The organism is Polynucleobacter sp. es-MAR-4 (genome assembly GCF_018882055.1).
Taxonomy (GTDB): domain Bacteria; phylum Pseudomonadota; class Gammaproteobacteria; order Burkholderiales; family Burkholderiaceae; genus Polynucleobacter.
In genome coordinates, this window is the sequence record NZ_JACVPF010000002.1 from 440,008 (window position 1) to 464,552 (window position 24,545).

The window sequence follows — 24,545 nt, forward strand, 5'->3', positions numbered from 1 at the left end:
TTCTATTTCTTTGCGATGCATTGCTTCACAGTTTTAGCAATCTGATCAACCGTTAAACCAAAATATTCGTAGAGCACCGGTGCTGGAGCTGATTCACCAAAAGTATCAACACCATGTACTGCTGCACAACCATACTTCCACCAGAAATCACTCACGCCTGCTTCCACTGCAATGCGTGGAATATCTGCCGGCAAGACTTTTGATTTGTAAGCGGCATCCTGTTGGTCAAATACGGTTGTTGATGGAATCGATACCACACGGATTCCAAATCCTTCACTATCTAAACGCTCGGCAGTTTGCAAAGCCAAAGCAATTTCAGAGCCAGTGGCAATGATCACTGCATCGATCTTCGATTTCTTCGGGTCACGCAACACATATCCACCACGTGCAATATCTTTTACTTGCTGAGTATTGCGCGGCACAAATGGGCAGTTTTGACGACTGAAGATGAGCGCGCTTGGGCCATGTTTACGCTCAATCGCTGCACCCCATGCAACCGCACTCTCAGTCGTGTCACATGGACGCCAAACCATCAAATTCGGGATCAAACGCAAGCTCGCTACGTGCTCAACAGACTGGTGTGTTGGGCCATCTTCGCCCAAGCCAATAGAGTCGTGTGTGAAGACAAAAATACTACGCAGCTTCATCAGTGCAGCCATGCGTAAAGCATTGCGACTGTAATCAGAGAAGGTTAAAAAGGTGCCGCCGAATGGAATATATCCACCATGCAAAGCGATGCCGTTCATGATGGCGCTCATACCAAATTCACGAACACCGTAATTGATGTGGTTACCCCATTGGTCGCCACGCACAGCTTTGCATGAAGACCAGTTGGTTAAATTAGAACCCGTTAAGTCGGCAGAGCCACCCATGAACTCTGGCAAGGCAGGCGCTAATGCTTCGATGGCATTTTGACTTGCCTTGCGAGTAGCAATGGTTTCTGCTTTAGTTTCGCAAGTTTTTAAATAAGCATCTAAAGTTTTAGAGAAATCTTTAGATAAGTCACCTTGCATACGACGCTGTAATTCAGAAGCCAATTCTGGGTATTTATTTTTGTAGGCTTGGAATTCTTTATTCCACTCATGCTCAGCAGCTTGACCGCGCTTCTTAAAATCCCAGGCCTCATAAATATCTTTTGGAATTTCAAACGGTGCATATGGCCAGTTCAACGCAACACGAGTTGCTGCAATTTCTGTCGCACCCAATGGCGAGCCATGTACCTTATCGCTACCAGCCATATTCGGCGAGCCTTGGCCAATCGCTGTCTTACAACAGATCAGGGTTGGTTTATCACTTTTCTTGGCTTTAGCAATTGCGTTTGATACAGCCTCTGCATCATGACCATCGACATCGCGCAGAACATTCCAACCATAAGCCTCAAAACGCTTTGGGGTATCTTCGTTAAACCAAGAAACTACTTTGCCATCAATGGAGATGCCGTTGTCATCCCATAGTGCAATCAATTTATTGAGCTTGAGTGTGCCAGCCAATGAACACACTTCATGACTAATACCTTCCATCAAACAACCATCACCTAAAAATACATAGGTGTAGTGATCAACAATATCGTGGCCCGGGCGATTAAATTCTTGCGCTAATAATTTTTCAGCAAGCGCCATACCCACTGCATTTGATATACCTTGACCCAATGGACCGGTAGTCGTTTCGACACCAGGAGTAATTCCATACTCAGGATGTCCCGGAGTTTTACTATGAAGTTGACGGAAATTTTTCAACTCACCAATTGGTAAGTCGTAACCGGTCAGATGCAACAAGGAATACAACAACATAGAACCATGACCATTTGATAAAACAAAGCGATCGCGATTCATCCAATGTGGATCTGTTGGGTTATGTTGCAGATGCTCATTCCAAAGGCCGACTGCAATATCAGCCATACCCATTGGCATTCCAGGATGACCAGAATTGGCTTGTTGAACTGCATCCATGGATAAAGCGCGAATGGCGTTGGCCATACGAATTTGAAGGTTTGACATCGTAAATTGGGTCTCTGGAAAATTAATTAGCTATATTTCAGTAATGCCTCAATTTTATCTTCCCGGGCCATGGGAAATCCAAAAGCCAAATACCCTCACCCCCGAGCTCGCCCATCACTTGCGCGTACGTCGCATCCAAGTTGGCGAATCTTTCCCCATCTTTGATGGCAAAGGTCATGTTGCCAAGGCAAAACTGCTTTCCCTAGGTAATAAGTCTGGGGAAGCCCAGTTAAGTGATGTCCGCGAAGATACGCACCGGGAGAGTCCCTATGCCATCACCCTGGCGCAAGGACTTGCTGGCGGCGATAAGATGGATTGGGTCGTTGAGAAGGCCATAGAGACCGGGGTGCAGGTCATTGCGCCTTTGCAGTGTGAACGCTCAGTCATTAAATTAACGCGCTCTAGCGATGCCGACAGAGCTCAAAAGCGACTTTTGCACTGGGAGGGGATTGTTCAGGCAGCATGCGAACAATGTGACCGCACGGTTTTAGCCTCTGTAGAGCCTATTCAAAGTTTTGAAAGTTATCTACAAAAGCCACAAAAAGCCAAACTTAAACTACTTTTAAGCCCAGATACAGACAAAAGCTTATATTCAGTATTAATTGAAAGCCCGCCGCAGGATGTGATTTTGATGATTGGACCCGAAGGCGGGCACTCCCCAGAAGAAGAGAATCAAGCAGAAGCTGCTGGCTATCAAATAGTCTCTTTAGGAGATCGAGTATTGCGAACTGAGACCGCTGGAATTGTCGCGATCACTGCTGTTAACAGTATTTGGGACCCGGAAATGCAAAATCGCCTCAAATAGAGGCGATTTATGCTGAATTACTGCTGAGTCAATTAGGCAAATGAATAGAACACACGATAAGGTGTGCGACGCTCTGACCAGAAATCGACAGCATCACGGAACACATCCAATAATGTTTCGCGCGCTTCTTTGTCAAACTTCTGTGTACAAGGCAAGCCTTCGAGCACCACTACGAAACCTGGCTGTGGGCCAGACTTGTCAACCGTAGTTGTCAAAGCATCCAATAAAGGATCGAAATTCTTCGCTTGTTGCTTAGTAAATGTATAGGCAATTGCAATTGCCTCCAACACTTCACCCTTAGTCATTGCATTTGCACAATTTGCATAAATGAAGTGTTGACCAAGCTCAGTAGCCGCTTCCTGTAAGTCAGGAGTGCGGAAAGCACGGATAGATTGCACGATATTAGGGCGCACACTGCGCAACATTGCCGGCGGTCCGGCATCGCGAACGGCCAAAGCGGCACGCCAAGAAGCTGTCACTTTTTTCCCCGAAACTTGATTTGCTGCATAGGTTTGTAAACGAGATAAACCACCCTCGGCATAGATGTTGGCAGCAGATGACTCGGTTTCAAGTCGATCGTTGCTATCCCAACTTTCAGCTCGACTGTGTTCGTCGAAGCCTACTGTAGTGCCGTTTTCAGAGCGATTATTCATGATGGGTGCTAGGTTACCCTTAACACGCCATCAAATCAAGCCCAATTACAGTGCATTTTATATAAACCATTGATTTATATAATAATTATTTATGTTAGTTATTGCTAACTAACATAAATAAAAGACTACATTTAATGCTTAAGCCACGCCCCTAGCATTACTTGCTGCCTCAACTACCGCCAAAGTGGTGACATTGACGATGCGGCGCACAGTAGCTGATGGCGTCAGAATATGAATCGGCTTAGCAGCACCCAATAACAATGGTCCGATTGCAATACCGTTACCAGCAGCAGTCTTTAGCAAGTTGTAAGAAATGTTGGCAGCATCAATATTTGGCAACACTAGCAAGTTGGCATCGCCTTTTAAAGGGGATGAAGTCACTGCGCTGGCACGAATAGTTTCATCCAAAGCGCTATCGCCATGCATTTCACCATCAACTTCGAGACTTGGGTCTGCCTTTTGAATCAAAGCCAACACTTCACGCATCTTGACTGCAGATGGAGCGCTGCTTGAACCAAAGTTGGAATGAGACAAGAGTGCAACTTTAGGTGCCAAACCTAATTTGCGCATTTCACTTGCAGCCATTAAGGTCAATTCAGCCAACTGCTCTGCAGTTGGATCAATATTGACATGGGTATCCAATAAAAATACTTGGCGTCCTGGCAAAATTAATCCCGACATTGCACCATAGACATTGGCGCCAGGTTCACGCCCTACCACTTCGTCAACATATTTCAAATGCGTTGCTGAATTACCAACCGTTCCGCAAATCATGCCATCAGCCATACCTTTGCTGATCATGATTGATCCAATCAAGCTATTGCGACGACGCATTTCTAACTTAGCAAAAGATTCAGTAACGCCCTTGCGCTCAGTCAAGCCTAAATAGGTTTGCCAGAAATCACGATAACGAGGATCACTCTCTGGATTCACAATCTCGAAATCTTCGCCTGACTTAATGCGTAAACCAAACTTACCGATACGATGCTCAATTACCGCTGGTCGACCAATCAAGATTGGTGTGGCAAGGTGCTCATCGGTAATGATTTGCACAGCGCGCAATACACGCTCATCTTCACCCTCGGCAAACACAATGCGTTTTTGTGCGGCAGGTACACGTTTAGCAATGCTAAACAGTGGCTTCATCAAAGTGCCGGAGTGATACACAAATTGCTGCAACTGATTACGGTAAGCATCAAAGTCTTTAATCGGACGTTGTGCAACACCATCATCCATCGCTGCTTTAGCAACTGCAGGTGCAATTACAGTAATTAAACGTGGATCAAATGGTTTCGGAATTAAATACTCTGGACCAAAAGACAGGTTCTCAATACCGTACACAGAGGTAACCACTTCGCTCTGCTCAGCTTGCGCCAATTCCGCCACAGCCTTAACTGCAGCGACTTCCATGCCGCGTGTAATGGTAGTAGCGCCCACATCGAGTGCACCGCGGAAAATGAATGGGAAGCACAACACGTTATTTACTTGATTTGGATAATCAGTACGGCCAGTTGCCATCACAGCATCGGGACGAACTTCTTTTACCTCTTCAGGAAGAATCTCTGGAGTTGGATTAGCTAAGGCATAGACCAATGGCTTAGGCGCCATCTTCTTAACCATGTCTTGTTTCAACACACCGCCAGCAGAAAGACCTAAGAAAATATCAGCACCTTCAATTGCTTGATCGAGTGTGCGTAAGTCCGTATCTTGACAGAATGGCTCCTTCTCTGGATCCATCAATTCTTTACGGCCTTTGTACGCAACACCAGCTAAATCTGTAACCCAAATATTTTTACGAGGGATGCCAAGGTCAACCAATAAATCTAAGCAAGCCAATGCAGCAGCCCCAGCACCAGAGGTAACTAACTTCACATTACCAACATCTTTGCCAACTACTTTTAAGCCATTGAGAATCGCAGCAGCCACTACGATTGCAGTTCCATGTTGATCATCATGGAAGACTGGGATCTTCATGCGCGCTTGCAATTTACGTTCGACTACAAAACAATCTGGCGCTTTGATATCTTCTAAATTGATACCGCCGAAGGTCGGCTCAAGTGCTGCAATGATTTCAACCAACTTATCTGGATCGTTTTCATTCACTTCAATATCGAAAACATCAATGCCAGCAAATTTCTTAAAAAGAACTGCTTTACCTTCCATCACCGGCTTACTAGCCAATGGTCCAATATTTCCTAAACCCAAGACCGCGGTACCGTTAGTAATCACGCCGACTAAATTACCACGTGCTGTGTAACGGAATGCATTAGCAGGATCTTTGACAATCTCTTCACACGCCGCAGCGACACCAGGAGTGTAGGCAAGAGCCAGGTCTCGCTGATTGGTTAACTGCTTGGTTGGGGCAATTTCGATTTTTCCTGGAACGGGAAACTCGTGATAGTGGAGAGCTGCTGCTCTTAAATCCGCTATTTGTTGTTCTTTGCTGCTATTGCTTGGTTTACTCATCAGTTCACTCATCAATCAGACTTATTCAAGCTTCTAATTCTATTCCTCTCGGATGAAAGATTCCTAAGAGCCATAAAATGGGGCATGCAATCTCAAACTTCCTCAATTGGCGAATTTGACCTGATTCAGCGTTTCTTCAAAGCGCAGTCGGAACTCATGCTTGCCAATAATCCCAGCTCAGTGAAGCTGGGGATTGGCGATGACTGTGCCCTACTAAAAACCGAACCCACCGAAGAAATTGCAATCACTAGCGATATGTTGGTCTCCGGACGACACTTTTTTGCCGATGCCAACCCAGAGCGCTTGGGCTGGAAAGCCTTAGCCGTCAACCTCTCAGACCTAGCAGCCATGGGCGCTAGGCCTCTGGGCTTTACTCTGTCACTAGCCTTACCAGAGCCGAATCCGGCCTGGCTCGAGGCCTTTAGCAATGGTTTATTTGCCATTGCAAATACCTATGCTTGCCCATTGATTGGTGGCGACACAACCGCTGGTCCACTCAATATTTGCATCACCGCCTTTGGCGGCATTCCAAAAGACAAAGCCATTCTTAGATCGGGGGCATCGGAAGGTGATGACATTTGGGTTTCAGGAACCGTTGGTGACGCCAGACTTGCACTTGCTGCACTGCGTCATGAAATTGAGCTATCAAAAGAAAATTTGGCGAGCGTTGAAGCAAGCATGCATCAACCGACCCCTAGACTAGATTTAGGCATTGCCTTGAGAGGCATTGCGAATTCTGCTTTAGATGTATCCGATGGCTTATTAGGCGACCTGAAGCACATCCTTAAACAGTCGGGAAAAGATGCAGAAATCTTTTTAGACCAGATTCCCAAATCTGACACTCTGCGCAAGCAATCAGCAGCCATCCAAAATCAATATGCTGCGAGTGGCGGTGACGATTATGAGCTGTGCTTCACGGCACCAAGCAGCAAACGGGATGTCATTGCCAAAATAAGTGCAGATCTGAATCTTCCACTCACGCAGATTGGTAGCATCAAATCCATGCAACACTCAGCACCTGCGATACACATCATCGATAACGATGGGAAAGAATTAAATTCTCAGCAAGCAGGTTTACTGCTGAAATCTTTTGATCACTTCGCATGAACATCCAAACCAATACGCCGAACTCCTCCGCCCTTATTCCCAGCTTAAAGTGGGTTTTTAGCAAACCTAGTCGCGCCCTTGCATTCGGCATGGGCAGTGGTTTAGCGCCATTCGCCCCTGGCACTGCAGGAACGTTGTGGGCCTGGGCAACTTTCTTGCTGGGCGAGTATTTTTTATCCACTGAAGCATGGCTATGGATTATTAGCGCAGGGATTCTCCTAGGTTGCTGGATCTGCGGACGAGTCAGCGAAGAGTTGGGTAAAAAAGATTTTGGTGGAATTGTGTTGGATGAAGTGCTTGCCTTCTGGATTGTGTTGATTTTCATTATGCCGGCAAGCCTATGGGTGCAAATTTTGGCATTCGCACTCTTCCGGTTTTTTGACGCCATCAAGCCAGGTCCGATTGGAATGATTGATCGACACTTTAAACGCTTAGAAAATGGCGATAACTCCTCTCCATCCAATTTTGGTTTAATGCTTTGGCGCGGCTTCGGAATCATTGCTGACGATTTGGCTGCAGCATTTTTTACTCTACTCACCATTACGCTTTTACATATTGGATTGAGCCACCTCTCATGAAAAATAACAACGATCCTCAACATGAACTAGCGAGAGCAATTGCCCTGACTTTAGTGGGCCGGGGTTGGAAAATTGCCTTAGCTGAATCCTGTACCGGCGGCCTTGTCTGCGCAACTCTGACGGATTTAGCAGGTTCCAGCGATTGGCTTGAGCGAGGCTACATTACCTATAGTAATGCCGCGAAATCTGAATGCTTAGATGTGCCAGTGGAAACGATTGAATCTTTTGGCGCAGTCAGCGAAGAAGTTGCTAAAGCCATGGCTGAGGGGGCGCTTCGCAATGCCAATGTCAACACTGCCATCTCCATTACCGGCATCGCTGGCCCAACAGGTGGTTCACCTGAAAAACCAGTTGGTACTGTTTGCTTTGGCTGGGCAATTGAAGAGAGTATTGGAAATGATGTGATCAATACCGCCACACTGACCAAGCATTTCAACGGTGATCGTCAAATCGTGCGGGAACAAGCACGCGATTTTGCGCTCTCTCAATTTCTGGAATTGCTTAAACCTAAAAACGCCTAACAAGGCAGCACTACAGAATTAGCGTGAGCTTAGCCAGCCCTTGTGGCGGAAGTAGCCCAATGGAATCATCGCTGAGATCACCATAGAGATAATGGCGACTGGATAACCCCAAGTCTCTTCGAGTTCAGGCATGTATCGGAAGTTCATTCCCCATACGCTTGCCAATAAAGTTGGTGGCATTAAGGCAACAGATACCACCGAGAAGATCTTGATAATCTTACTTTGGTTCAAGTTAATAAAACCGACTGTCGCATCCATCAAGAAGTTAATCTTATCGAACAAGAATGCAGTATGGTTTTCTAGTGAATCAATATCTCGCAAAATCTGACGTGCTTCTTCTTGCTGCTCATCGGATAGTAATTTGCTACGCATTAAGAAAGATAGCGCACGACGGGTATCCATCACGTTACGACGAATACGTCCGTTGGTATCCTCTTCCTTAGCAATCGTTTCGAGCACTTCTTCTGCATCGTTATCGGTGATGTCATCTTGCAGAACACGCTTACCTGCTTGCTCGAGATTTTCATAAACTTCTTCCAAAGCATCGGCAGAATATTCAGCGTCAGTGGAGTACAGGTCGAGCAAAACATCTTTTGCATTGCTTACTGAACCAGGACGCAAACGGGCACGCAAACGCACTAAACGGAACACCGGTAAATCTTCATCATGAATCGAGAACAAGACTTGCTTGGTCATCACGAAAGCAACTCGCACGTTGCGAGAAGTTTCTTCTTCGTCCAATAGGAAATCAGTGCGAATATGGAGGTGGCCATCATCAGCCTCGAAATAACGCGCAGAAGCTTCTAAGTCGCCCAAATCATCTAATTCAGGCAAAAGAACGCCAAAAGCCTCTTTAATCCACAGGAGCTCCTCTTCTTCGGGATCAACAACGTCAATCCAGATAGGGTTGGAGTATTGCAACAATTCATTGCGATCTTCCACTTGCTCTTGCGAGAGGCGGCCATTTTGCAGGACGAACAAGTTGATCATGGTGGACTCCTAAGGAATGTGCGCTAGTTTATCCTATAGAACATGACAGTTTCACTAAAATAAGCCTAATCCCAATGAACTCCAGCCCAAATACCTTTACCCAACAACTCCAGTCTGCATGGGCTTCCCAAGGCAGTATGTTGTGTGTGGGCTTTGATCCAGATCCCAAGCGCCTGCCCGGTGTATTTCAGGGCAAGCCTGAGGGGATTTTTGAGTTCTGCCGCGAGATCGCTGATGCCACTGCAGATACCGTCTGCTCCTTTAAGCCCCAGTTCGCCTACTTCGCCTCCCAAAGAGCCGAAGCCCAACTAGAAAAGCTGACTAGATACCTTAAAGATAAATACCCCCATATCCCAGTCATACTGGACTCCAAGCGTGGTGATATCGGCAGCACTGCCGACCACTATGCCTTAGAGGCCTTTGAACGCTATGGCGCGGATGCCGTTACCGTGAACCCTTACATGGGATTTGACACGATCGAGCCTTACCTAAAGCACGCCGGCAAGGGTGTGATTGTTTTATGCCGCACCTCAAATCCAGGGGGCTCTGACCTTCAATTCTTAAATGTGACCCCCAATGGCGAACCGCTTTACCTGCATGTTGCCAAGCTGGCTGCACAAAAATGGAATGCCTCTGGCCAAATCAGCCTCGTAGTTGGCGCAACCTTCCCCGAAGAAATTGCCAAGGTGAGAGCAATTGTGGGTGAGATGCCTTTGCTCATCCCGGGTATTGGCGCTCAAGGTGGCGATATCGATGCCACAGTGAAGTCTGGTGGCATCCCCAATAAACCAGGTACTGGCATGATGATTAATTCTTCTAGAGCAATTCTTTATGCAAGCTCAGGAAATGATTTTGCTCAGGCCGCTAGAAAAGTGGCCGCCACCACTAGAGATGCATTAAGAGCTGCAGCTAGCAAATAAAATTAGGCTGGGCTACAAAAATCTAACGCGTCTTTGGTTTTGCAGTGGGCGCTAAAGCTACTCTATCCATGTTTTCTAAAATAAAGTCTTGCCGCGTAGGGAAGTGAATGTTAGCCCTACGACAGTACTGCGCTTTGTCGAAACACTTTGGTGCTGGCAATGCAGAGGCTAAAGCTGCCGCCTGCTCACGGTCAAGTGATGCTGGCTTTACTCCATAGTAATGCTGAGAGGCGGCACCAATTCCAAAAATACCCTCACCCCACTCTACTGAATTCAGATAGATCTCGAACAATCTTTGTTTAGATAGCATTACCTCAAGTAAGCCTGTAATGATGAGTTCCTGCGCTTTGCGAAAATAATTCTGCTCAGATGAAAGAAAGAGATTTTTTGCTAGTTGCTGTGTAATTGTGGAACCACCACGTAAAGTAGTTTTAGATTTACCGCCCTGTTGATTGAGCTGTGAATTTTTAGCCCATGCTTTTTGCATATCTTCAACCCGCACCCCCATGTGCTGAAAAAAGATATCGTCTTCACTCACCAAAACAGCACGTTTGAGATTGCTGGAGATTTTGTCGTAAGGAACCCAGCTCGACTGCACGGGGCAAGACCAATGCAAACCGCAAAGCCGCCAACGCTCTGCCCTCTGAAATGCAGTACTACTTGGATCAAGTGCCGTCCACATTCCAATCTGAATGACAAAATACATTTGCATGGTAATAAAACCACCCAGTAAACATTTCAGAAGGTAAGAAAGCCAGCGCATCAAAGCTCAGCTAAAAACTAGGAAGTACGAAGTTCTGTCAAGACGGCGCGAGGATCAATCGCATCAGCAAGCGTAGCGCCACGCCAAATTAAGAATGCATCTGCAGCCTGCTCTACTAACATGCCCAAGCCATCACTCACCCGTGAACCGCGATGTAATGCTTGTTGCATAAACGCAGTGGCTTTGCCATAAACCATGTCATAGCCAAAAGATTTTGAAGTAAAAATATTGCTTGCTGCCACATCGCTAATCGGGGATGCATCGGATAAGCCAGCAGCAGTGGCATTAATAATGAGATCAAAAGAAGATGCAGTCTTACTAGCATCTTCAAGATCGCTTAAAGAAACCGCTTGTAGTGCAACATTCAGTGAGCCAGCCAAACCACCAAACAAATGAACCAATTCCTCAGCCTTAGCATTGGATCGGTTGGCAATCATTAATTCTTTCGGCGACTGTTCCAGCAATGGACCAAGCACTCCACGCGAAGCGCCACCCGCCCCCAATAATAGAATTCGGGAGCCTTTAATCTGAATACCCTGTGCCAATAGGTCTCTGACTAAACCAGCGCCATCGGTGTTATCACCAAAGATTTTTCCATCTTCAATACGTAAAGTATTTACAGCTCCAGCCAGCTGCGCACGCGGCGTTAATACATCTGCAAGTGCCTGGGCGTCCAACTTAAATGGTACAGTGACATTCATACCCTTACCGCCAGCAGCAAAGAAAGATTGCGCAGCAGATTTGAACTCATCAAGTGCAGGCTGCAAACGACCATAGTGCATCTTTTGATTCGCCTGCTCAGCAAAACGTTTATGAATAGCGGGCGATTTGCTATGTGAGATTGGATTCCCTGCAACCGCATAGACATCCACACCAGGAAATTGGGTGGGGTCGGTATGCAATTGCGCGGAAGTAGCTTGACTCATAGTGACTACAGGATAAGCGAAATTGAGTGACGTCTACTGAATTAAGGGCGCAGATCTAAGCGATCAGATCCATCTCTTGTGAAATCAAAAGTAGAAACCCAATCTAAAATATCAATCTGATTGCGCATTTCTGCAGGGAAAACTCCAAAGGGAGCAGAAGCACGAACAATCGCCAAGGCCTGGCGATCTAACTCAGGATTGCCAGAACTTCGACCAATGCTTAGCCCATCCTTACCCTGAGCGTTGTTAGCAATACGCCCTTGAGCATCAACACTCACCACAATGATCAAACTGCCGTATAAAGGGCGTCCGTTAGCCCGTGGGAAAAATGCACTCCCATAGGCCTCTATCTTTTGACGCATAGCATCGTAATACTGTGCAAATACAACCGCCTTGGTGCTAGCCCCAGTCAAGACCTTGCGACGTGGCTCTCGCCCATTGACCTGCAAACGCTTCGCTAACTCAGCTTCTAAGGAGTTCAGCTGCGACGTCACCTTTTTCTCATCACCACTTTTACGACCGCCTGAAAGTGCTCGATCTGCATCGAGCTTCGCCAGCATCTGCTTTTGCTGCTTCTCTAAGGCCTCAAGGCGGGCGTCTGTACCCAGCCTTGCTCGGTGGAGAGCGCTAGCATCTTGAGTGGGGCTATTGCCTCCTCCATGCAAATCCGCTTGCGCTAATTTGTTAGCTTGCTTGGGCGCCACCTGATTACTGGCATTGACCAAGACAACGCTCAGTGGCGTATTTAAACGGCGACTTTCAATTTCTCCCATGCCCCAGCGAAATGATAAGAAGATCAGATGAGCCAGAATAGAGAGGCCAAGGGCATATCCAAATGGATAGCGGCGCCAACTACCATCTAGGCGCTCCACTAACTTAGCAAACTTAGGTGGGACTTGCATCACTCTCAGGAACTTCTGGTGTTTCTATATGCAGCACGCGCACTCCCGCGGTAAGTTGCAAAAGATCTACGTCAGCAATAATCACTTCAGCTCGAGTCATGCGAGGGTGCGTCGCCAACTCCGGGACCGGCAAATGCAATGGGACAGGCTCCACTCGGGACATTCCCTCTTTAAGGTGTCGTACGAAAACCTGTTTAGGAACTTCATCCTGAGCAGCCCAGCGCAAACACCAATATTTCTCAAGACGATCTTGATATTCTGCATAGGCCGAATAACAAGCCTCAAAGTCAGCAGCGATCCCCATCAAGGCGGCATCTCGTGGTGGAAATGGCGCCACCATCTTGGCAGTGATGCCATGCTTGGCTATTGCAATTAACTGCCACTGATTCACTAAATCCGAATAACGGCGCAGTGGTGAAGTACACCAGGCGTAGTAATCCAGACCCAATCCTTCATGAGGACCAGGTGTGGTCTGCATACGCGTGCGCAAAGGACCCCAGCCCTTTTGAGTACGAAATAAGCCAGGTACTCCATGGTCAGCCAGCAAACGTCCTGACGCACTATTGCAATAAATCATCCATTCAGCAACGATCGTATCCAAAATCGAGCCGCGTTGACGCGGAGTAATGTCTACTCGCTGTGCGCCATTAAGTTCCCTAATTTGAAAATGAAAGTCTCTTGCTAAGGCGTTAGGATCCAAAACTCCTAATTGCTCAGCGCGCAATCCATTGGCTACGCGCTGCTCTTGACGGCCTGCATGCAATAGCTTTGCCGCTGACCACAAAATACTTAACTCTTCGCGATACGAATACTTAGCAGATGCATCAGCCAAACTTTCTTCCGTTACCAGGTGCTCCAAATTCTCTAGACGCAGATTTGCTCCCATAGGAACCATCTCGGCGCGTAACTGCAGAGTCTCCTTATCTACAACTCCAGCAGCATCGATATCCACATAAATCGATAAAGCTGGGCGAGCGGCACCCTCATCCAATGAGAACTGCGAAATCACTGTGTCAGGCAACATCGTGATCTTGTCGCCAGGAAAATACACCGTGGACATCCGGGTACGAGCGACCATATCCAAATCATCATCCTTAGCAATCACCAAACCAGGTGCTGCAATATGAATACCAATCCGATGCCCACCACCCTCAAGCGCAGTCACTGATAAAGCGTCATCAATTTCAGTAGTACCTGAATCATCAATCGAGAAGGCGGTGACTTCAGCTAGGGGCAATTCTGAGATGGCAGCATCTAGTGCGGCTTGGTCAACAACCAAACTTGGGTCATGCGCAGCACCTCGCGGGAAATGAGTCTTTAAGAACATCCCTTGGTGATATTGCAAAGGCGAATCAATCGCACCACAGCGAATCATCAACTGCGCAGGAGATTCACCTGATTCGGTACACGCCGCAATTAAAGCTTTATAGGCAGAGGTATTTTTATCCGGAGAAAACAATAATTGATTTGCTTGAGACTGGAGCGTTTCTGGAAACACACCGGCCACCAACTCTTTTTGCCATGCGGCCTGCTGCTCTAATTCTTTTTGCTTACGCTCGAGTGCAGCCAGACCAGCTTGCAACTGCTCTAGTGGCGCTCTTTGAAAACGTCCGCGCCCTTTACGACGGAAAAATACCGGCGCACCTTGTAAGGCAATGGCTAATGCCGTCTGTTGCGGGATGGTGGCTTGTGCTCCAAAGTATTCTTGAGCAACATCCACTAAACCAAATTCTTCGTCAGGCGCACAGTCCCATAAGAACTGTAGATCAATCTCTTTAGATAAAGTATTTGCCTCATCCATTAAGGCTTGCGGTTCTGGTTTTTCAAAACGCAGCCAAACTTCTTTGGCTTTTAGTTTGATCTTTTTCCCAGACAAGCTCGTCGCCTGCCAAGATTCAGCATCCCCAGCGCCCGAGGCAGACTGGACCGTGGCGACCTTGATGTCTCCACCCTCTTCGTATAAAAGATGCATGCTTAGAGTGAGATCCCGCCGCTGGCCTCAAGTGCTACGCCATTGATATAACTGGCTTCATCGCTTGCTAAGAATAAGTACACGTTCGCCATTTCTTCGGGAGTACCTAAGCGACCAAGCCAGCTGCGCTTTTCAATATCCTTCAGGATGTTTTCTGGCATGGCTTTGACCATTTCAGTAGCAATAAAGCCTGGGCAAACTGCATTTACTCGAATACCTTTTGCACCCAATTCACGCGCCCAAGTTTTAGTAAAACCAATGACGCCAAATTTAGTGGCGGAGTAATTTGTCTGGCCAAAGTTTCCATAGATACCGACAACACTTGAGGCATTCACGACGGCACCTTTGCCCGCCTCCAACATGTGCGGCACCACTAATTGCGTGCAATTGAATACACCCTTCAAATTAACATCAATCACCGTATCAAATTGTGCTTCAGTCATTTTGACTAAACGTGCATCTTGTGTGATGCCAGCATTATTAATCAAGATATCAATGCGCCCGTGACGCTGCATGATTTGATCAACAGCTGCTTCAATGCTCGCGCGATCGGTCACATTCATGACAAAAGCTTCCGAACCCGGAATAAGGTCAACCGCAGCCTTCACTGCCTCAGGATTCACATCTGCAATCATGACCTTGGCGCCTTCTTGCGCAAACCGTTTTGCGGTCGCAAAGCCAATCCCTTTTGCAGCACCAGTAATGATGGCTACTTTATCTTTTAGTCTCATACTCATTACTTTGCTTTCTCTTGTATTGCAGTCAATATTTTTTGATGCACGCCACCAAAACCACCATTGCTCATCACCAAAATGTGATCGCCAGGCTTTGCTTCATTTGCAACAGCCTTAACCAAAGCAGATAGGTCATCAAAGGCTGCGGCACGATTGTCACTCTTTACATTTAATGGGGCTAAGACTTCATTTAAATCCCACCCTAAAGAATCTTTACCGGCACTTGCACCATAAGCAAAAATCTTATCGGCTGCCTCTAGGCTACTTGGTAGTTGCGCCTTCATCACTCCGAGTTTCATGGTGTTGGAACGAGGCTCCAAGACCGCCAAAATTCGAGACTGCCCTACACGGCGACGTAAGCCATCTACAGTGGTAATAATTGCTGTGGGATGGTGTGCAAAATCATCGTAGACCGTTACTTCATTTGCTACACCAATTGTTTCTAAACGACGCTTCACATTCTTAAACTCAGCAAGAGCGCGTGCTGCATTAGCAGGAGAAATGCCAATATGGTTTGCGGAAGCAATTGCTGCCAATGCATTGAGTTGATTATGTCGACCCATAACACCAGAGTCTGGGGCCCAGGTCACCGTTGCAACTTCTTTACCATCATGCAGAACAATGAAGCCATCCGCTGCTTGAGAAACCAAAGACCACACATTGTGTTTATCTTGACCAAACTTTTCAACAGGCGCCCAAGCACCTCGTGCGATGACTCTCTCTAAAGCAGGCTCCTCACCATTCACCACAACAAGACCATTGCCTGGCACTGTGCGAACTAAATGATGAAACTGCGTTTCGATTGCAGCAAGATCAGCAAAGATATCGGCGTGATCAAACTCTAGATTATTTAATAAAGCGGTACGCGGACGATAGTGCACAAACTTACTACGTTTATCAAAAAACGCTGTGTCGTATTCATCTGCTTCGATCACAAAGTATTTACTCTCACCTAAGCGAGCTGACACCTTGAAATTCAATGGCACTCCGCCAATTAAATAGCCCGGCTTGTAATCATTAAATTCCAAAATCCATGCCAACATGGCGGACGTGGTTGTTTTGCCGTGCGTGCCAGCAACAGCCAATACATGGCGACCAAATAAAACTTGCTCACCCAGCCATTGGGGTCCAGAGGTGTAAGGAAGGCCTTGATTGAGAATGGCCTCCATCAGCGGATTACCACGTGAAACGACGTTGCCGATCACAAATAAATCTGGCATCGTTTCAAACTGTAATAATTGATCGGGCGAAAATCCCTCGATGAGCTCAATGCCCTGCGCCTCAAGTTGCGTGCTCATTGGCGGATACACATTGGCATCACAGCCAGTGACGCGATGTCCGGCCTGCCGAGCGATTGCGGCAATGCCGCCCATGAAAGTACCGCAAATGCCCAAGATATGAATATGCATTGGGGAATTTTAGCTAAGGAGTAGCAATGAACCGCAGACAGTGGATTAGCATCGCCGGAATTAGTCTTGCAGCCCTGCTTGCAGGAGTGTTGACTTCGCAATGGATTTACAAAACTAGCTTAGCAAGCGATCCCGCTATCAAAGCCTTTTTTGCCAACCCATGGCAAGCGGCTGATGGCAAACCAGTGGATACAGAAAAATGGCGCGGGAAAGTCCTCGTTGTGAACTTTTGGGCCTCATGGTGCCCCCCTTGTGTCGAAGAAATGCCTACTTTGGATGCATTACAGGGAGAGTTCAAGGATCAAAATGTCTTATTTGTCGGCATTGGCATTGATTCGCCCTCTAATATTCGTCAATTCCTAGAAATGACCCCCGTTTCTTACCCCATCGTGATTGGCGGACTAGAGGGCAGTAATTTATCTAAACAAATGGGCAACAGCCAAGGCGCACTTCCATACACCATCATCATTAATGCTCAAGGTAAAGCAATTAGCAGCAAACTGGGAAAGATAAGCGAAGAAGAGCTCAGAAAATCAATTAAATCAGCTTTATAAGCCATTTTAAATACAGTTAGAAATTCCAATTCAGGCAAGAATTGGGTGCTTTTTACCTGAATCTTGCAATATCTTCACTTAAATTCATAAAAAATAGCTAGTTTTTAGGCCATTTTTTGGGCTTCCCATCTGGTTCTAGGGGTATACTTTCCCTGTGCTTGGTGAGGCGAATTCTTCATGAAGTAAGCAGTTTTAGAGAAAAGCTTTATTAACGTAATTAAACCTAACTGCCTCTAAAAATATCGATCTATGTCGAAAAATACTTCAATTCTCGTAATTCAGGGCCCTAATCTCAATCTACTGGGAACCCGTGAGCCAGAGGTTTACGGCAAAACTACCCTAGAAGATATACATACAAGGCTTGGCGCAATCGCCAAGGCCAACTCCGTCGACTTATCCACCTTCCAAAGCAACCATGAGGGTGAACTGATTGACCGAGTTCAGAAAGCTAAACAAGATGGGGTGGAATTCATCATCATCAATCCAGGCGCCTTTACTCATACCAGCGTTGCGTTGCGTGATGCGCTAGCTGGTGTTGCCATCCCATTTACTGAAGTTCATTTATCCAATATTCATCAGCGGGAAGAATTCCGCAAACACTCCTACCTTTCCGATATTGCCACTGGTGTTATCTGCGGTTTGGGTGCCATTGGTTATGAATTAGCGCTTCAAGCTGCAATCGCACGTTTACATAAATAAAGATTAATTAAGAATTACAAGAGAGGAAGCCTTTCCATGGACTTGAGAAAACTAAAAACCCTAATCGACCTCGTTTCTGAATCAGGAATTTCTGAATTAGAAGTGAATGAAGGTGAAGATCGTGTTCGCATCGTGAATGCTGGATCTCCAGCTCCTGCTGGTCAAGTGGTTTACGCCAATCCAGCACCGGCTCAGGCAATGCAAGCTGCTCCCGCAGCTGCTCCCGCAGCTGCACCAGCTGCTGAAGAAGCGCCTGCTGAAACTGGTTTTGTAGCTCGCTCACCGATGGTGGGTACTTTCTATCGCGCACCAAATCCAGAATCTCCAGATTTCGTCAAAGTGGGTGACACAGTAAAAGTAGGTCAAACGCTGTGCATTATTGAAGCGATGAAGCTGCTAAATGAGATCGAATCTGAGCAAGCTGGCGTTATTAAGCAAATTCTGTGTGAAAACGGCCAAGGCGTTGAGTTTGACCAGCCGCTGTTCATCATCGCTTAATAGATCTTTCTTAGATCTATTCCAATCCACCGTTACTTAACTCAGAGCCGACATGTTCGATAAGATTCTGATTGCCAATCGCGGAGAAATTGCTCTCCGTATCCAACGCGCATGTCGCGAGTTGGGAATTAAAACTGTGGTGGTCTACTCGACCGCAGACAAAGAGGCTAAATATGTGAAGCTTGCAGACGAAGCCGTCTGTATTGGGCCTGCCCCATCACCGCTGAGCTATCTCAATATGCCTGCCATCATTTCAGCAGCTGAAGTGACAGATGCTGAAGCGATACACCCTGGCTACGGGTTTCTCTCTGAGAATGCCGACTTTGCTGAACGGGTTGAGAAATCAGGCTTTGCATTCATTGGACCTACTGCAGCTTCAATTCGTCTGATGGGCGATAAGGTTTCAGCCAAGCGCGCCATGATTAAAGCGGGTGTTCCTTGCGTTCCTGGATCTGAAGGGGCATTACCTGACAATCCAAAAGAAATTATTACTACAGCAAAGCGTGTTGGCTATCCGGTCATCATCAAAGCTGCTGGTGGCGGTGGTGGCCGCGGTATGCGCGTAGTGCATACCGAAGCCGCCCTTCTTAATGCAGTCAATATGACTAAAGAGGAAGCTGGTCGCGCCTTTGGTAATCCAGAAGTCTATATGGAGAAGTTTTTAGAAAAGCCTCGCCACGTAGAGATTCAGATTTTGGCCGATACCCACGGCAACGCTATTTGGTTAGGCGAGCGTGATTGCTCAATGCAACGTCGTCACCAAAAAGTGATTGAAGAAGCTCCGGCACCAGGCATTGATCGTCGCTTAATTGCCAAAATTGGTGAACGCTGTGCAGAAGCCTGTAGAAAAATTGGTTACCGTGGTGCTGGTACGTTTGAATTCTTGTATGAAGATGGTGAATTCTTCTTTATTGAGATGAATACCCGCGTTCAGGTAGAGCATCCAGTTACTGAAATGATTACCGGTGTCGATATCGTTCAGGAACAAATTCGTATTGCTGCGGGCTTAAAACTGAGCTATCGCCAAAAAGACATTGTTTTCCGTGGCCACGCCATTGAATGTCGTCTGAATGCAGAAGATCCATTCAAGTTCACACCAAGCCCAGGCAAAATTGGTTCATTCCACATGCCAGGTGGCCCTGGCATTCGCGTTGACTCACATGCCTACAGTGGTTATGTAGTGCCATCCAATTACGACTCCATGATTGGCAAGTTGATTTCTTACGGCAATACTCGCGAACAAGCGATTCGTCGTATGCAAATTGCGCTATCTGAAATGGTGATTGATGGCATTACAACGAACGTACCTCTACATCGTGAACTCATGCTCGATCCGAACTTCATGGAAGGCGGAACCAGCATTCACTATCTAGAGCATCGCCTCGAAGAGCAAGCCGCTAGTCGCGGCAACCCGAAGTCTTAGGTCGCTTGATGTCCGTTTGGAGTCAACATGTCCTATCGTGAGCTCGTTTTCACGGTACCTGCAGAGATCGCAGAACCTTTGGGCGATGCCCTGCTGGAACTAGGCGCACTCTCCGTTACCGTTGAAGACGATGCTGCGGGTGGTTACGATGAAAACCCACTGTATGGCGAGCCAGGACTCTCACCTGAAGTTCAAGCTTGGGATCGCTCTTCAGTAACTGCGCTTTTTAATCCAGAGATTGATGATTCGGATGCAGTGAGCTTCATCCCTGAGCTCCTCGCATCCCTCAAGGACGTGGGATTCAATCTTCCAGCCCCGCAAGAAAAGATAGTTGAAGAGCAAGATTGGGTTCGCTTAACCCAAAGTCAATTTGCCCCAATTCAAATTGGTGAGCGTATTTGGGTGGTGCCCTCTTGGCATGAAGCGCCTACTGACCCGAATGCAATTTGCTTAGCAGTAGATCCAGGCCTGGCATTTGGCACTGGCAGCCATCCAACCACGCATCTTTGCCTACTTTGGCTTGAGCAAAATACACAACTTGCAAATCAAAGTTTGCTCGATTACGGCTGCGGCTCTGGAATTCTGGCTATAGCAGCTGCAAAACTGGGATGTAAACCGGTTGTTGGTACCGATATTGATCCACAAGCCATGGTTGCCGCACGCAGCAATGCAGAAATCAACAATACGACCATTCGTTTTGTTCTGCCCAATGAAAATGCACCGGAACTCGCCGCAGAAACCAAATACGACATCGTGATGGCTAATATTTTGGCCAATCCACTGCAGGTTTTAGCGCCTGCCTTGGTAAACAAGATGCGTCCAGGGGGAAAAATTGTTCTCTCAGGCGTACTTGCTCGCCAAGCAGAGGAGGTTATTGAAACGTACAGCCAGTGGCTAACTCTTTCTGTTTGGAAGGAAAGTGAAGGCTGGGTCTGCTTGCATGGCACGCTACCTGCGCAAGGCGATAAAGCCAGCATGAACGTCAAAAACACAGACACTTCGGCGCCGGCTCAAAAAAAAAGTCCTAAATTAATCCTTCTTGGTCTTTTTTTCCTCTTGCTCATTATTTTTGGCGAGCATCTTTCTAGAAATTCTCTACTGCCAACCTTAGCAACACGTGTTGACGGCAGCTCTTCTGCGATTGCAACAAGAAGTTTTTCTCTTTTACAGAAGTTAGATGAGCAATTGTGTCGCGCACTAGGGTGCGTAAATCGCGCTGTAAGCGATTTTGCTGCTTGGAAAATAACTTCGGTCACCCTTTCACCTGAAAATGCGCGAGAGGGCCTTAAAAACGTTTTAAATCAATCTGTACTTCAAGTTGAAATACAAAATCGCCTTGCGCTTCCTGTTTTATTCCCAAATTTAGAAATTTCACTCACTGATGCAGAAGAAACGGAAATCAAAACGATTCAATTTGCTCCGCAAGAATGGTTGCCCGCCACTTGGCAAGAGTCGCATCCGGATTTTTTACGTCAAGGCGCACCTTCTGGTGAAATTTTTCACTCTGTACTGCCAATTTCCCTCCCACAAAATGCTGCAGGCTATCGCGTGCGAGTTTTTTACCCTGAAAAGTAGACTTCAAAATCTACTGCACCCTCATTCCAATTGATTTTTATTAGAAAGTAATTATTTATGGCCAGCTTGATCTGCGGTTCTATCGCTTACGACACCATCATGAACTTTGAAGGCAAATTTGCCGATCAAATCCTCCCGGAGCAGATTCATATTCTCAATGTCGCCTTCCTAGTCCCTACAATGCGCCGTGAATTTGGTGGCTGTGCAGGCAATATTGCTTACAACCTAAGCCTGCTTGGTGGAGACCCCATCATCATGGCAACGGTAGGCGGTGATGCCGCCCCATATCTTGATCGCCTTAAGCAACTGAATATTGATGCAACGCACATCCGTCAAATTGAGCAGTCATTCACTGCTCAAGCAATGATCACCACCGATCAAGCTAATAATCAAATTACTGCTTTTCACCCTGGCGCAATGGGCGAATCCCACCTAAACCAAGTTTCTACTGTGGTTGCCGAACGCAGCAAAAATGCCAAGGGCGCAGCCAAGTTTGGCATCGTTGCTCCAGATGGTCGCCAAGGAATGTGGGAGCACTGCCATCAACTGGCTGAAGCAGGTATTCCATTTGTATTTGATCCGGGCCAGGGTTTGCCTATGTTCAATGGTCCAGAGCTGCTAGAACTCGTAGATATTGCAAGCTACCTTGCCGTGAATGACTACGAAGGCGAAATGCTCTCCCAAAGAACAGGTCTGAGCTTGGCAAAAGTAGCCGAAAGAGTGAAAGCTTTGATTGTTACCAAGGGTGCTGAAGGTGCGGATATCTACTTTGAAGGCAAATGTATCGCAATTCCGCCGGTGCCAGCAGCAAAAGTGGTTGATCCGACTGGTTGCGGTGACGCATTCCGCGGTGGACTGCTATTTGGATTGGAAAATGGCATGGACTGGGAAACTACTGGCCGATTAGCCAGCTTAATGGGTTCAATCAAAATTACCCACCAGGGACCACAAAATCATCAAATGAGCAAAGATGAAATCGCCGGTCAATTCAAATCCGCATTTGGATTTGCACTCTAAAGCCACCAATTTTCTAAATTAGCAATAAAAAAGGGATCTCGTGAGAGATCCCTTTGAACTTCACACGTCTACAAGCAGAGCTTATGGGCGTGTGCCAGTTGGGAAGGGCCAGGCAGCAGCTGGATTCAACGTGGTTGAAGCAGCAACTTTCTTAGCCACGGGCTTTTTTACAGCTTTGCCCGCTTTCTTCGCAGCAGGCTTACTTACTTTTTTTTTGCTACGCGCTTTTTTGCAGCTTTTTTAGCAGCAGGCTTCTTAGCAACAGCTTTTTTAGCTACTTTTTTAGCAGCTGGCTTCTTTTTAGCTACTTTTTTAGCAGCTGGCTTTTTAGCAGCTACTTTTTTAGCAGCTGGCTTCTTTTTAGCTACTTTTTTAGCAGCAGGCTTCTTAGCAGCTACTTTTTTCTTCGCAGCAGGCTTCTTAGCAGCTACTTTTTTAGCAGCAGGCTTCTTAGCAGCTACTTTTTTCTTCGCAGCTGGTTTCTTTGCAGCAACTTTTTTCTTGGCGATTGCCATAGTAATGCTCCTTCACGTGAGGATTAATACAAACTACCGATTAAGAAGACCCGACCATTCATTTCCGCCTGGTTTTGCAACCGATTGGAGCCGACGAGCGAGCCATTCATCGGCGCGCGGCTTGATACTAAGTGCTGCACGCTAATGAATCCTGGAAAAAAAGCCGTGGCCCCAAAGGACAACGGCTTCTTAAATTTGCTGGAAAAAATAGAGAGAATAGCCCAGACACCCTTGGACAAGGGTTTTCGGATTTGAGTCTGGTTTTGCTGACTTTTAAAACTATCCAACCGTCTAATCTCCTATTTAGCCGGCCATGCGCTTTTTAATTCACTACTTATTCCCAACTCAGCGCACCGCCAGTTTGATACTCAATAACGCGTGTCTCAAAAAAGTTTCTCTCTTTTTTCAGATCAATCATTTCTGACATCCATGGGAATGGATTCTCTTCATTTGGGAACATCGCGTCAAGTCCTATTTGCAAACATCTGCGATTACAGATGTATCTTAGGTAACCTTTGAACATCGGCGCATTCAATCCGAGTACTCCGCGAGGCATCGTATCCTCTGCATAACGGTACTCTAATTCGACTGCTTTTTCGAAGATCGCTTTGATCTCATCTTTGAACGCAGAAGTCCATAACTGCGGGTTCTCCAGCTTGATTTGGTTAATCAAATCGATACCAAAATTGCAGTGCATTGACTCATCGCGAAGGATGTATTGATACTGCTCAGCAGCACCCGTCATTTTGTTTTGACGACCCATTGCAAGTATTTGCGTAAAACCAACATAAAAGAACAAACCTTCCATCACGCAAGCAAAAACAATGAGTGATCTCAGCAAAGTTTGGTCAGTTTCTAATGTTCCAGTTTTGAAATTAGGGTTCGTTAATACGTCAATGTAAGGAATCAAGAACTCATCTTTAGCGCGAATTGACTCAATTTCGTTGTACGCATTAAAGATTTCACTCTGGTCTAAGCCCAAAGATTCCACAATATATTGGTAGGCGTGAGTATGAATTGCCTCCTCAAATGCCTGGCGCAGTAGATATTGACGGCATTCTGGGGCAGTAATATGGCGATAAGTACCCAAAACAATGTTGTTGGCCGCCAAAGAATCCGCAGTTGTGAAGAAACCAAGGTTGCGCTTAATGATGCGACGCTCATCTTCGGTTAAGCCATTCGGATCTTTCCAAAGCGCGATATCGCGATTCATATTGATCTCTTGCGGCATCCAATGGTTTGCGCAACCAGCGAGGTATTTCTCCCAAGCCCACTTATATTTAAATGGAACCAACTGATTTACGTCAGTCTTGGCATTAATCACACGCTTATCGGCGGCATTGACGCGCAAAGCTGCGCCACCAGATAAAGCTGCACTCGCAGTTGCTGCAGGTGCCGCAACTTGAGGTGCAATTGCGACCTCGTCAGCTTGTGGGCGTTGCGGCTCAGCCACAACTGGTTGCTGCGCGAGACCTGCTTTCGCTAGTGCCGGTGCAACTTCTTCTTCCCAATTCAACATAA

General features: G+C 46.7%; 23 protein-coding genes and 1 pseudogene. 12 read left to right on the forward strand and 12 right to left on the reverse strand.

What is annotated here, in order from left to right:
• Positions 1–2: 2 nt before the first annotated feature.
• A complete protein-coding gene (gene tkt, locus ICN16_RS08330; protein WP_223146541.1) occupies positions 3–1,997 on the reverse strand; it encodes a transketolase in 1,995 nt (664 codons plus the stop codon).
• A gap of 43 nt (positions 1,998–2,040) precedes the next feature.
• On the opposite strand from tkt, the gene ICN16_RS08335 reads away from it, so the two are divergent.
• Positions 2,041–2,802 (forward strand): 16S rRNA (uracil(1498)-N(3))-methyltransferase, encoded by a 762-nt coding sequence (locus ICN16_RS08335; RefSeq protein ID WP_216136490.1) that lies wholly within the window; start codon positions 2,041–2,043, stop codon positions 2,800–2,802.
• A 32-nt stretch (positions 2,803–2,834) separates the two neighbouring features.
• Here the strand turns inward: ICN16_RS08335 and ICN16_RS08340 are convergent, their stop codons facing one another.
• Both ICN16_RS08340 and ICN16_RS08345 read right to left on the reverse strand, forming a co-directional pair.
• The gene (locus ICN16_RS08340; RefSeq protein WP_015420405.1) at positions 2,835–3,455 is read right to left on the reverse strand and encodes a barstar family protein; all 621 of its coding nucleotides are present in this window, start codon (positions 3,453–3,455) and stop codon (positions 2,835–2,837) included.
• Positions 3,456–3,593: 138 nt separating this feature from the next.
• A complete protein-coding gene (locus tag ICN16_RS08345; protein WP_216136492.1) occupies positions 3,594–5,921 on the reverse strand; it encodes an NADP-dependent malic enzyme in 2,328 nt (775 codons plus the stop codon).
• An 84-nt stretch (positions 5,922–6,005) separates the two neighbouring features.
• Here ICN16_RS08345 and thiL point away from each other — a divergent pair, with 84 nt between their 5' ends.
• Genes thiL through ICN16_RS08360 form a run of 3 tightly spaced genes read left to right on the forward strand, consistent with a single transcriptional unit; the run spans position 6,006 to position 8,127 of the window.
• The gene (gene thiL, locus ICN16_RS08350; RefSeq protein ID WP_216136494.1) at positions 6,006–7,028 is read left to right on the forward strand and encodes a thiamine-phosphate kinase; all 1,023 of its coding nucleotides are present in this window, start codon (positions 6,006–6,008) and stop codon (positions 7,026–7,028) included.
• The gene (locus ICN16_RS08355) at positions 7,025–7,606 is read left to right on the forward strand and encodes a phosphatidylglycerophosphatase A (protein ID WP_216136497.1); all 582 of its coding nucleotides are present in this window, start codon (positions 7,025–7,027) and stop codon (positions 7,604–7,606) included. Before thiL ends, ICN16_RS08355 begins: the two co-directional genes overlap by 4 nt.
• Positions 7,603–8,127 carry a CinA family protein gene (locus ICN16_RS08360; protein ID WP_216136500.1) on the forward strand — a complete coding sequence of 175 codons (525 nt, stop codon included), beginning with the start codon at positions 7,603–7,605 and terminating at the stop codon, positions 8,125–8,127. The genes ICN16_RS08355 and ICN16_RS08360 overlap by 4 nt, the downstream gene beginning before the upstream one ends.
• Positions 8,128–8,145: 18 nt before the next feature.
• On the opposite strand, the gene corA is transcribed toward ICN16_RS08360, so the two are convergent.
• Positions 8,146–9,117, reverse strand: a complete 972-nt coding sequence (corA, locus tag ICN16_RS08365; protein ID WP_215376764.1) for a magnesium/cobalt transporter CorA — start codon at positions 9,115–9,117, stop codon at positions 8,146–8,148.
• Between the two features lie 74 nt (positions 9,118–9,191).
• Between corA and pyrF the strand changes: the two genes are divergently transcribed.
• Positions 9,192–10,037: an orotidine-5'-phosphate decarboxylase gene (gene pyrF / locus ICN16_RS08370; RefSeq protein ID WP_216136503.1), complete on the forward strand. Its 846-nt coding sequence runs from the start codon at positions 9,192–9,194 to the stop codon at positions 10,035–10,037.
• A 22-nt stretch (positions 10,038–10,059) separates the two neighbouring features.
• On the opposite strand, the gene mtgA is transcribed toward pyrF, so the two are convergent.
• The 6 genes from mtgA to mpl are packed head-to-tail and all read right to left on the reverse strand — an operon-like array spanning position 10,060 to position 16,743.
• Positions 10,060–10,800 (reverse strand): monofunctional biosynthetic peptidoglycan transglycosylase, encoded by a 741-nt coding sequence (gene mtgA / locus ICN16_RS08375; RefSeq protein WP_216136506.1) that lies wholly within the window; start codon positions 10,798–10,800, stop codon positions 10,060–10,062.
• A 17-nt stretch (positions 10,801–10,817) separates the two neighbouring features.
• Positions 10,818–11,726, reverse strand: a complete 909-nt coding sequence (aroE, locus tag ICN16_RS08380; protein ID WP_216136509.1) for a shikimate dehydrogenase — start codon at positions 11,724–11,726, stop codon at positions 10,818–10,820.
• 41 nt (positions 11,727–11,767) lie between these two features.
• Complete coding sequence (locus ICN16_RS08385) at positions 11,768–12,628, reverse strand: energy transducer TonB (protein WP_216136915.1); 861 nt, start codon at positions 12,626–12,628, stop codon at positions 11,768–11,770.
• The gene (locus ICN16_RS08390; RefSeq protein WP_216136512.1) at positions 12,612–14,600 is read right to left on the reverse strand and encodes a ribonuclease catalytic domain-containing protein; all 1,989 of its coding nucleotides are present in this window, start codon (positions 14,598–14,600) and stop codon (positions 12,612–12,614) included. Before ICN16_RS08390 ends, ICN16_RS08385 begins: the two co-directional genes overlap by 17 nt.
• 2 nt (positions 14,601–14,602) lie before the next feature.
• On the reverse strand, positions 14,603–15,331 hold the full coding sequence (gene fabG, locus ICN16_RS08395; protein ID WP_216136919.1) for a 3-oxoacyl-ACP reductase FabG: 729 nt from the start codon (positions 15,329–15,331) through the stop codon (positions 14,603–14,605).
• Between the two features lie 5 nt (positions 15,332–15,336).
• On the reverse strand, positions 15,337–16,743 hold the full coding sequence (gene mpl / locus ICN16_RS08400) for a UDP-N-acetylmuramate:L-alanyl-gamma-D-glutamyl-meso-diaminopimelate ligase (RefSeq protein ID WP_216136515.1): 1,407 nt from the start codon (positions 16,741–16,743) through the stop codon (positions 15,337–15,339).
• A 26-nt stretch (positions 16,744–16,769) separates the two neighbouring features.
• Here mpl and ICN16_RS08405 point away from each other — a divergent pair, with 26 nt between their 5' ends.
• From ICN16_RS08405 to ICN16_RS08430, 7 genes and pseudogenes are all read left to right on the forward strand, one after another.
• The gene (locus ICN16_RS08405) at positions 16,770–17,297 is read left to right on the forward strand and encodes a TlpA disulfide reductase family protein (RefSeq protein ID WP_216136517.1); all 528 of its coding nucleotides are present in this window, start codon (positions 16,770–16,772) and stop codon (positions 17,295–17,297) included.
• 249 nt (positions 17,298–17,546) lie between these two features.
• Positions 17,547–17,996, forward strand: coding sequence for a type II 3-dehydroquinate dehydratase (gene aroQ / locus ICN16_RS08410; RefSeq protein WP_216136520.1), 450 nt, complete (start codon positions 17,547–17,549; stop codon positions 17,994–17,996).
• Between the two features lie 36 nt (positions 17,997–18,032).
• Positions 18,033–18,494 (forward strand): acetyl-CoA carboxylase biotin carboxyl carrier protein, encoded by a 462-nt coding sequence (accB, locus tag ICN16_RS08415; protein WP_216136523.1) that lies wholly within the window; start codon positions 18,033–18,035, stop codon positions 18,492–18,494.
• Between the two features lie 52 nt (positions 18,495–18,546).
• Complete coding sequence (accC, locus tag ICN16_RS08420) at positions 18,547–19,917, forward strand: acetyl-CoA carboxylase biotin carboxylase subunit (RefSeq protein WP_215334274.1); 1,371 nt, start codon at positions 18,547–18,549, stop codon at positions 19,915–19,917.
• Positions 19,918–19,944: 27 nt separating this feature from the next.
• Positions 19,945–20,865 (forward strand): annotated as a pseudogene (gene prmA, locus ICN16_RS09885) (50S ribosomal protein L11 methyltransferase); the annotation flags it as partial.
• A 27-nt stretch (positions 20,866–20,892) separates the two neighbouring features.
• Complete coding sequence (locus ICN16_RS09890; protein ID WP_255533729.1) at positions 20,893–21,492, forward strand: DUF3426 domain-containing protein; 600 nt, start codon at positions 20,893–20,895, stop codon at positions 21,490–21,492.
• Positions 21,493–21,549: 57 nt separating this feature from the next.
• Positions 21,550–22,509: a carbohydrate kinase family protein gene (locus ICN16_RS08430; RefSeq protein ID WP_216136528.1), complete on the forward strand. Its 960-nt coding sequence runs from the start codon at positions 21,550–21,552 to the stop codon at positions 22,507–22,509.
• A 203-nt stretch (positions 22,510–22,712) separates the two neighbouring features.
• On the opposite strand, the gene ICN16_RS08435 is transcribed toward ICN16_RS08430, so the two are convergent.
• Entirely contained in the window at positions 22,713–23,024 is a 312-nt protein-coding gene (locus ICN16_RS08435) for a histone H1-like repetitive region-containing protein (protein WP_216136529.1), read from the reverse strand.
• A gap of 334 nt (positions 23,025–23,358) precedes the next feature.
• Positions 23,359–24,543, reverse strand: a complete 1,185-nt coding sequence (locus ICN16_RS08440; RefSeq protein WP_216136530.1) for a ribonucleotide-diphosphate reductase subunit beta — start codon at positions 24,541–24,543, stop codon at positions 23,359–23,361.
• Positions 24,544–24,545: the final 2 nt, after the last annotated feature.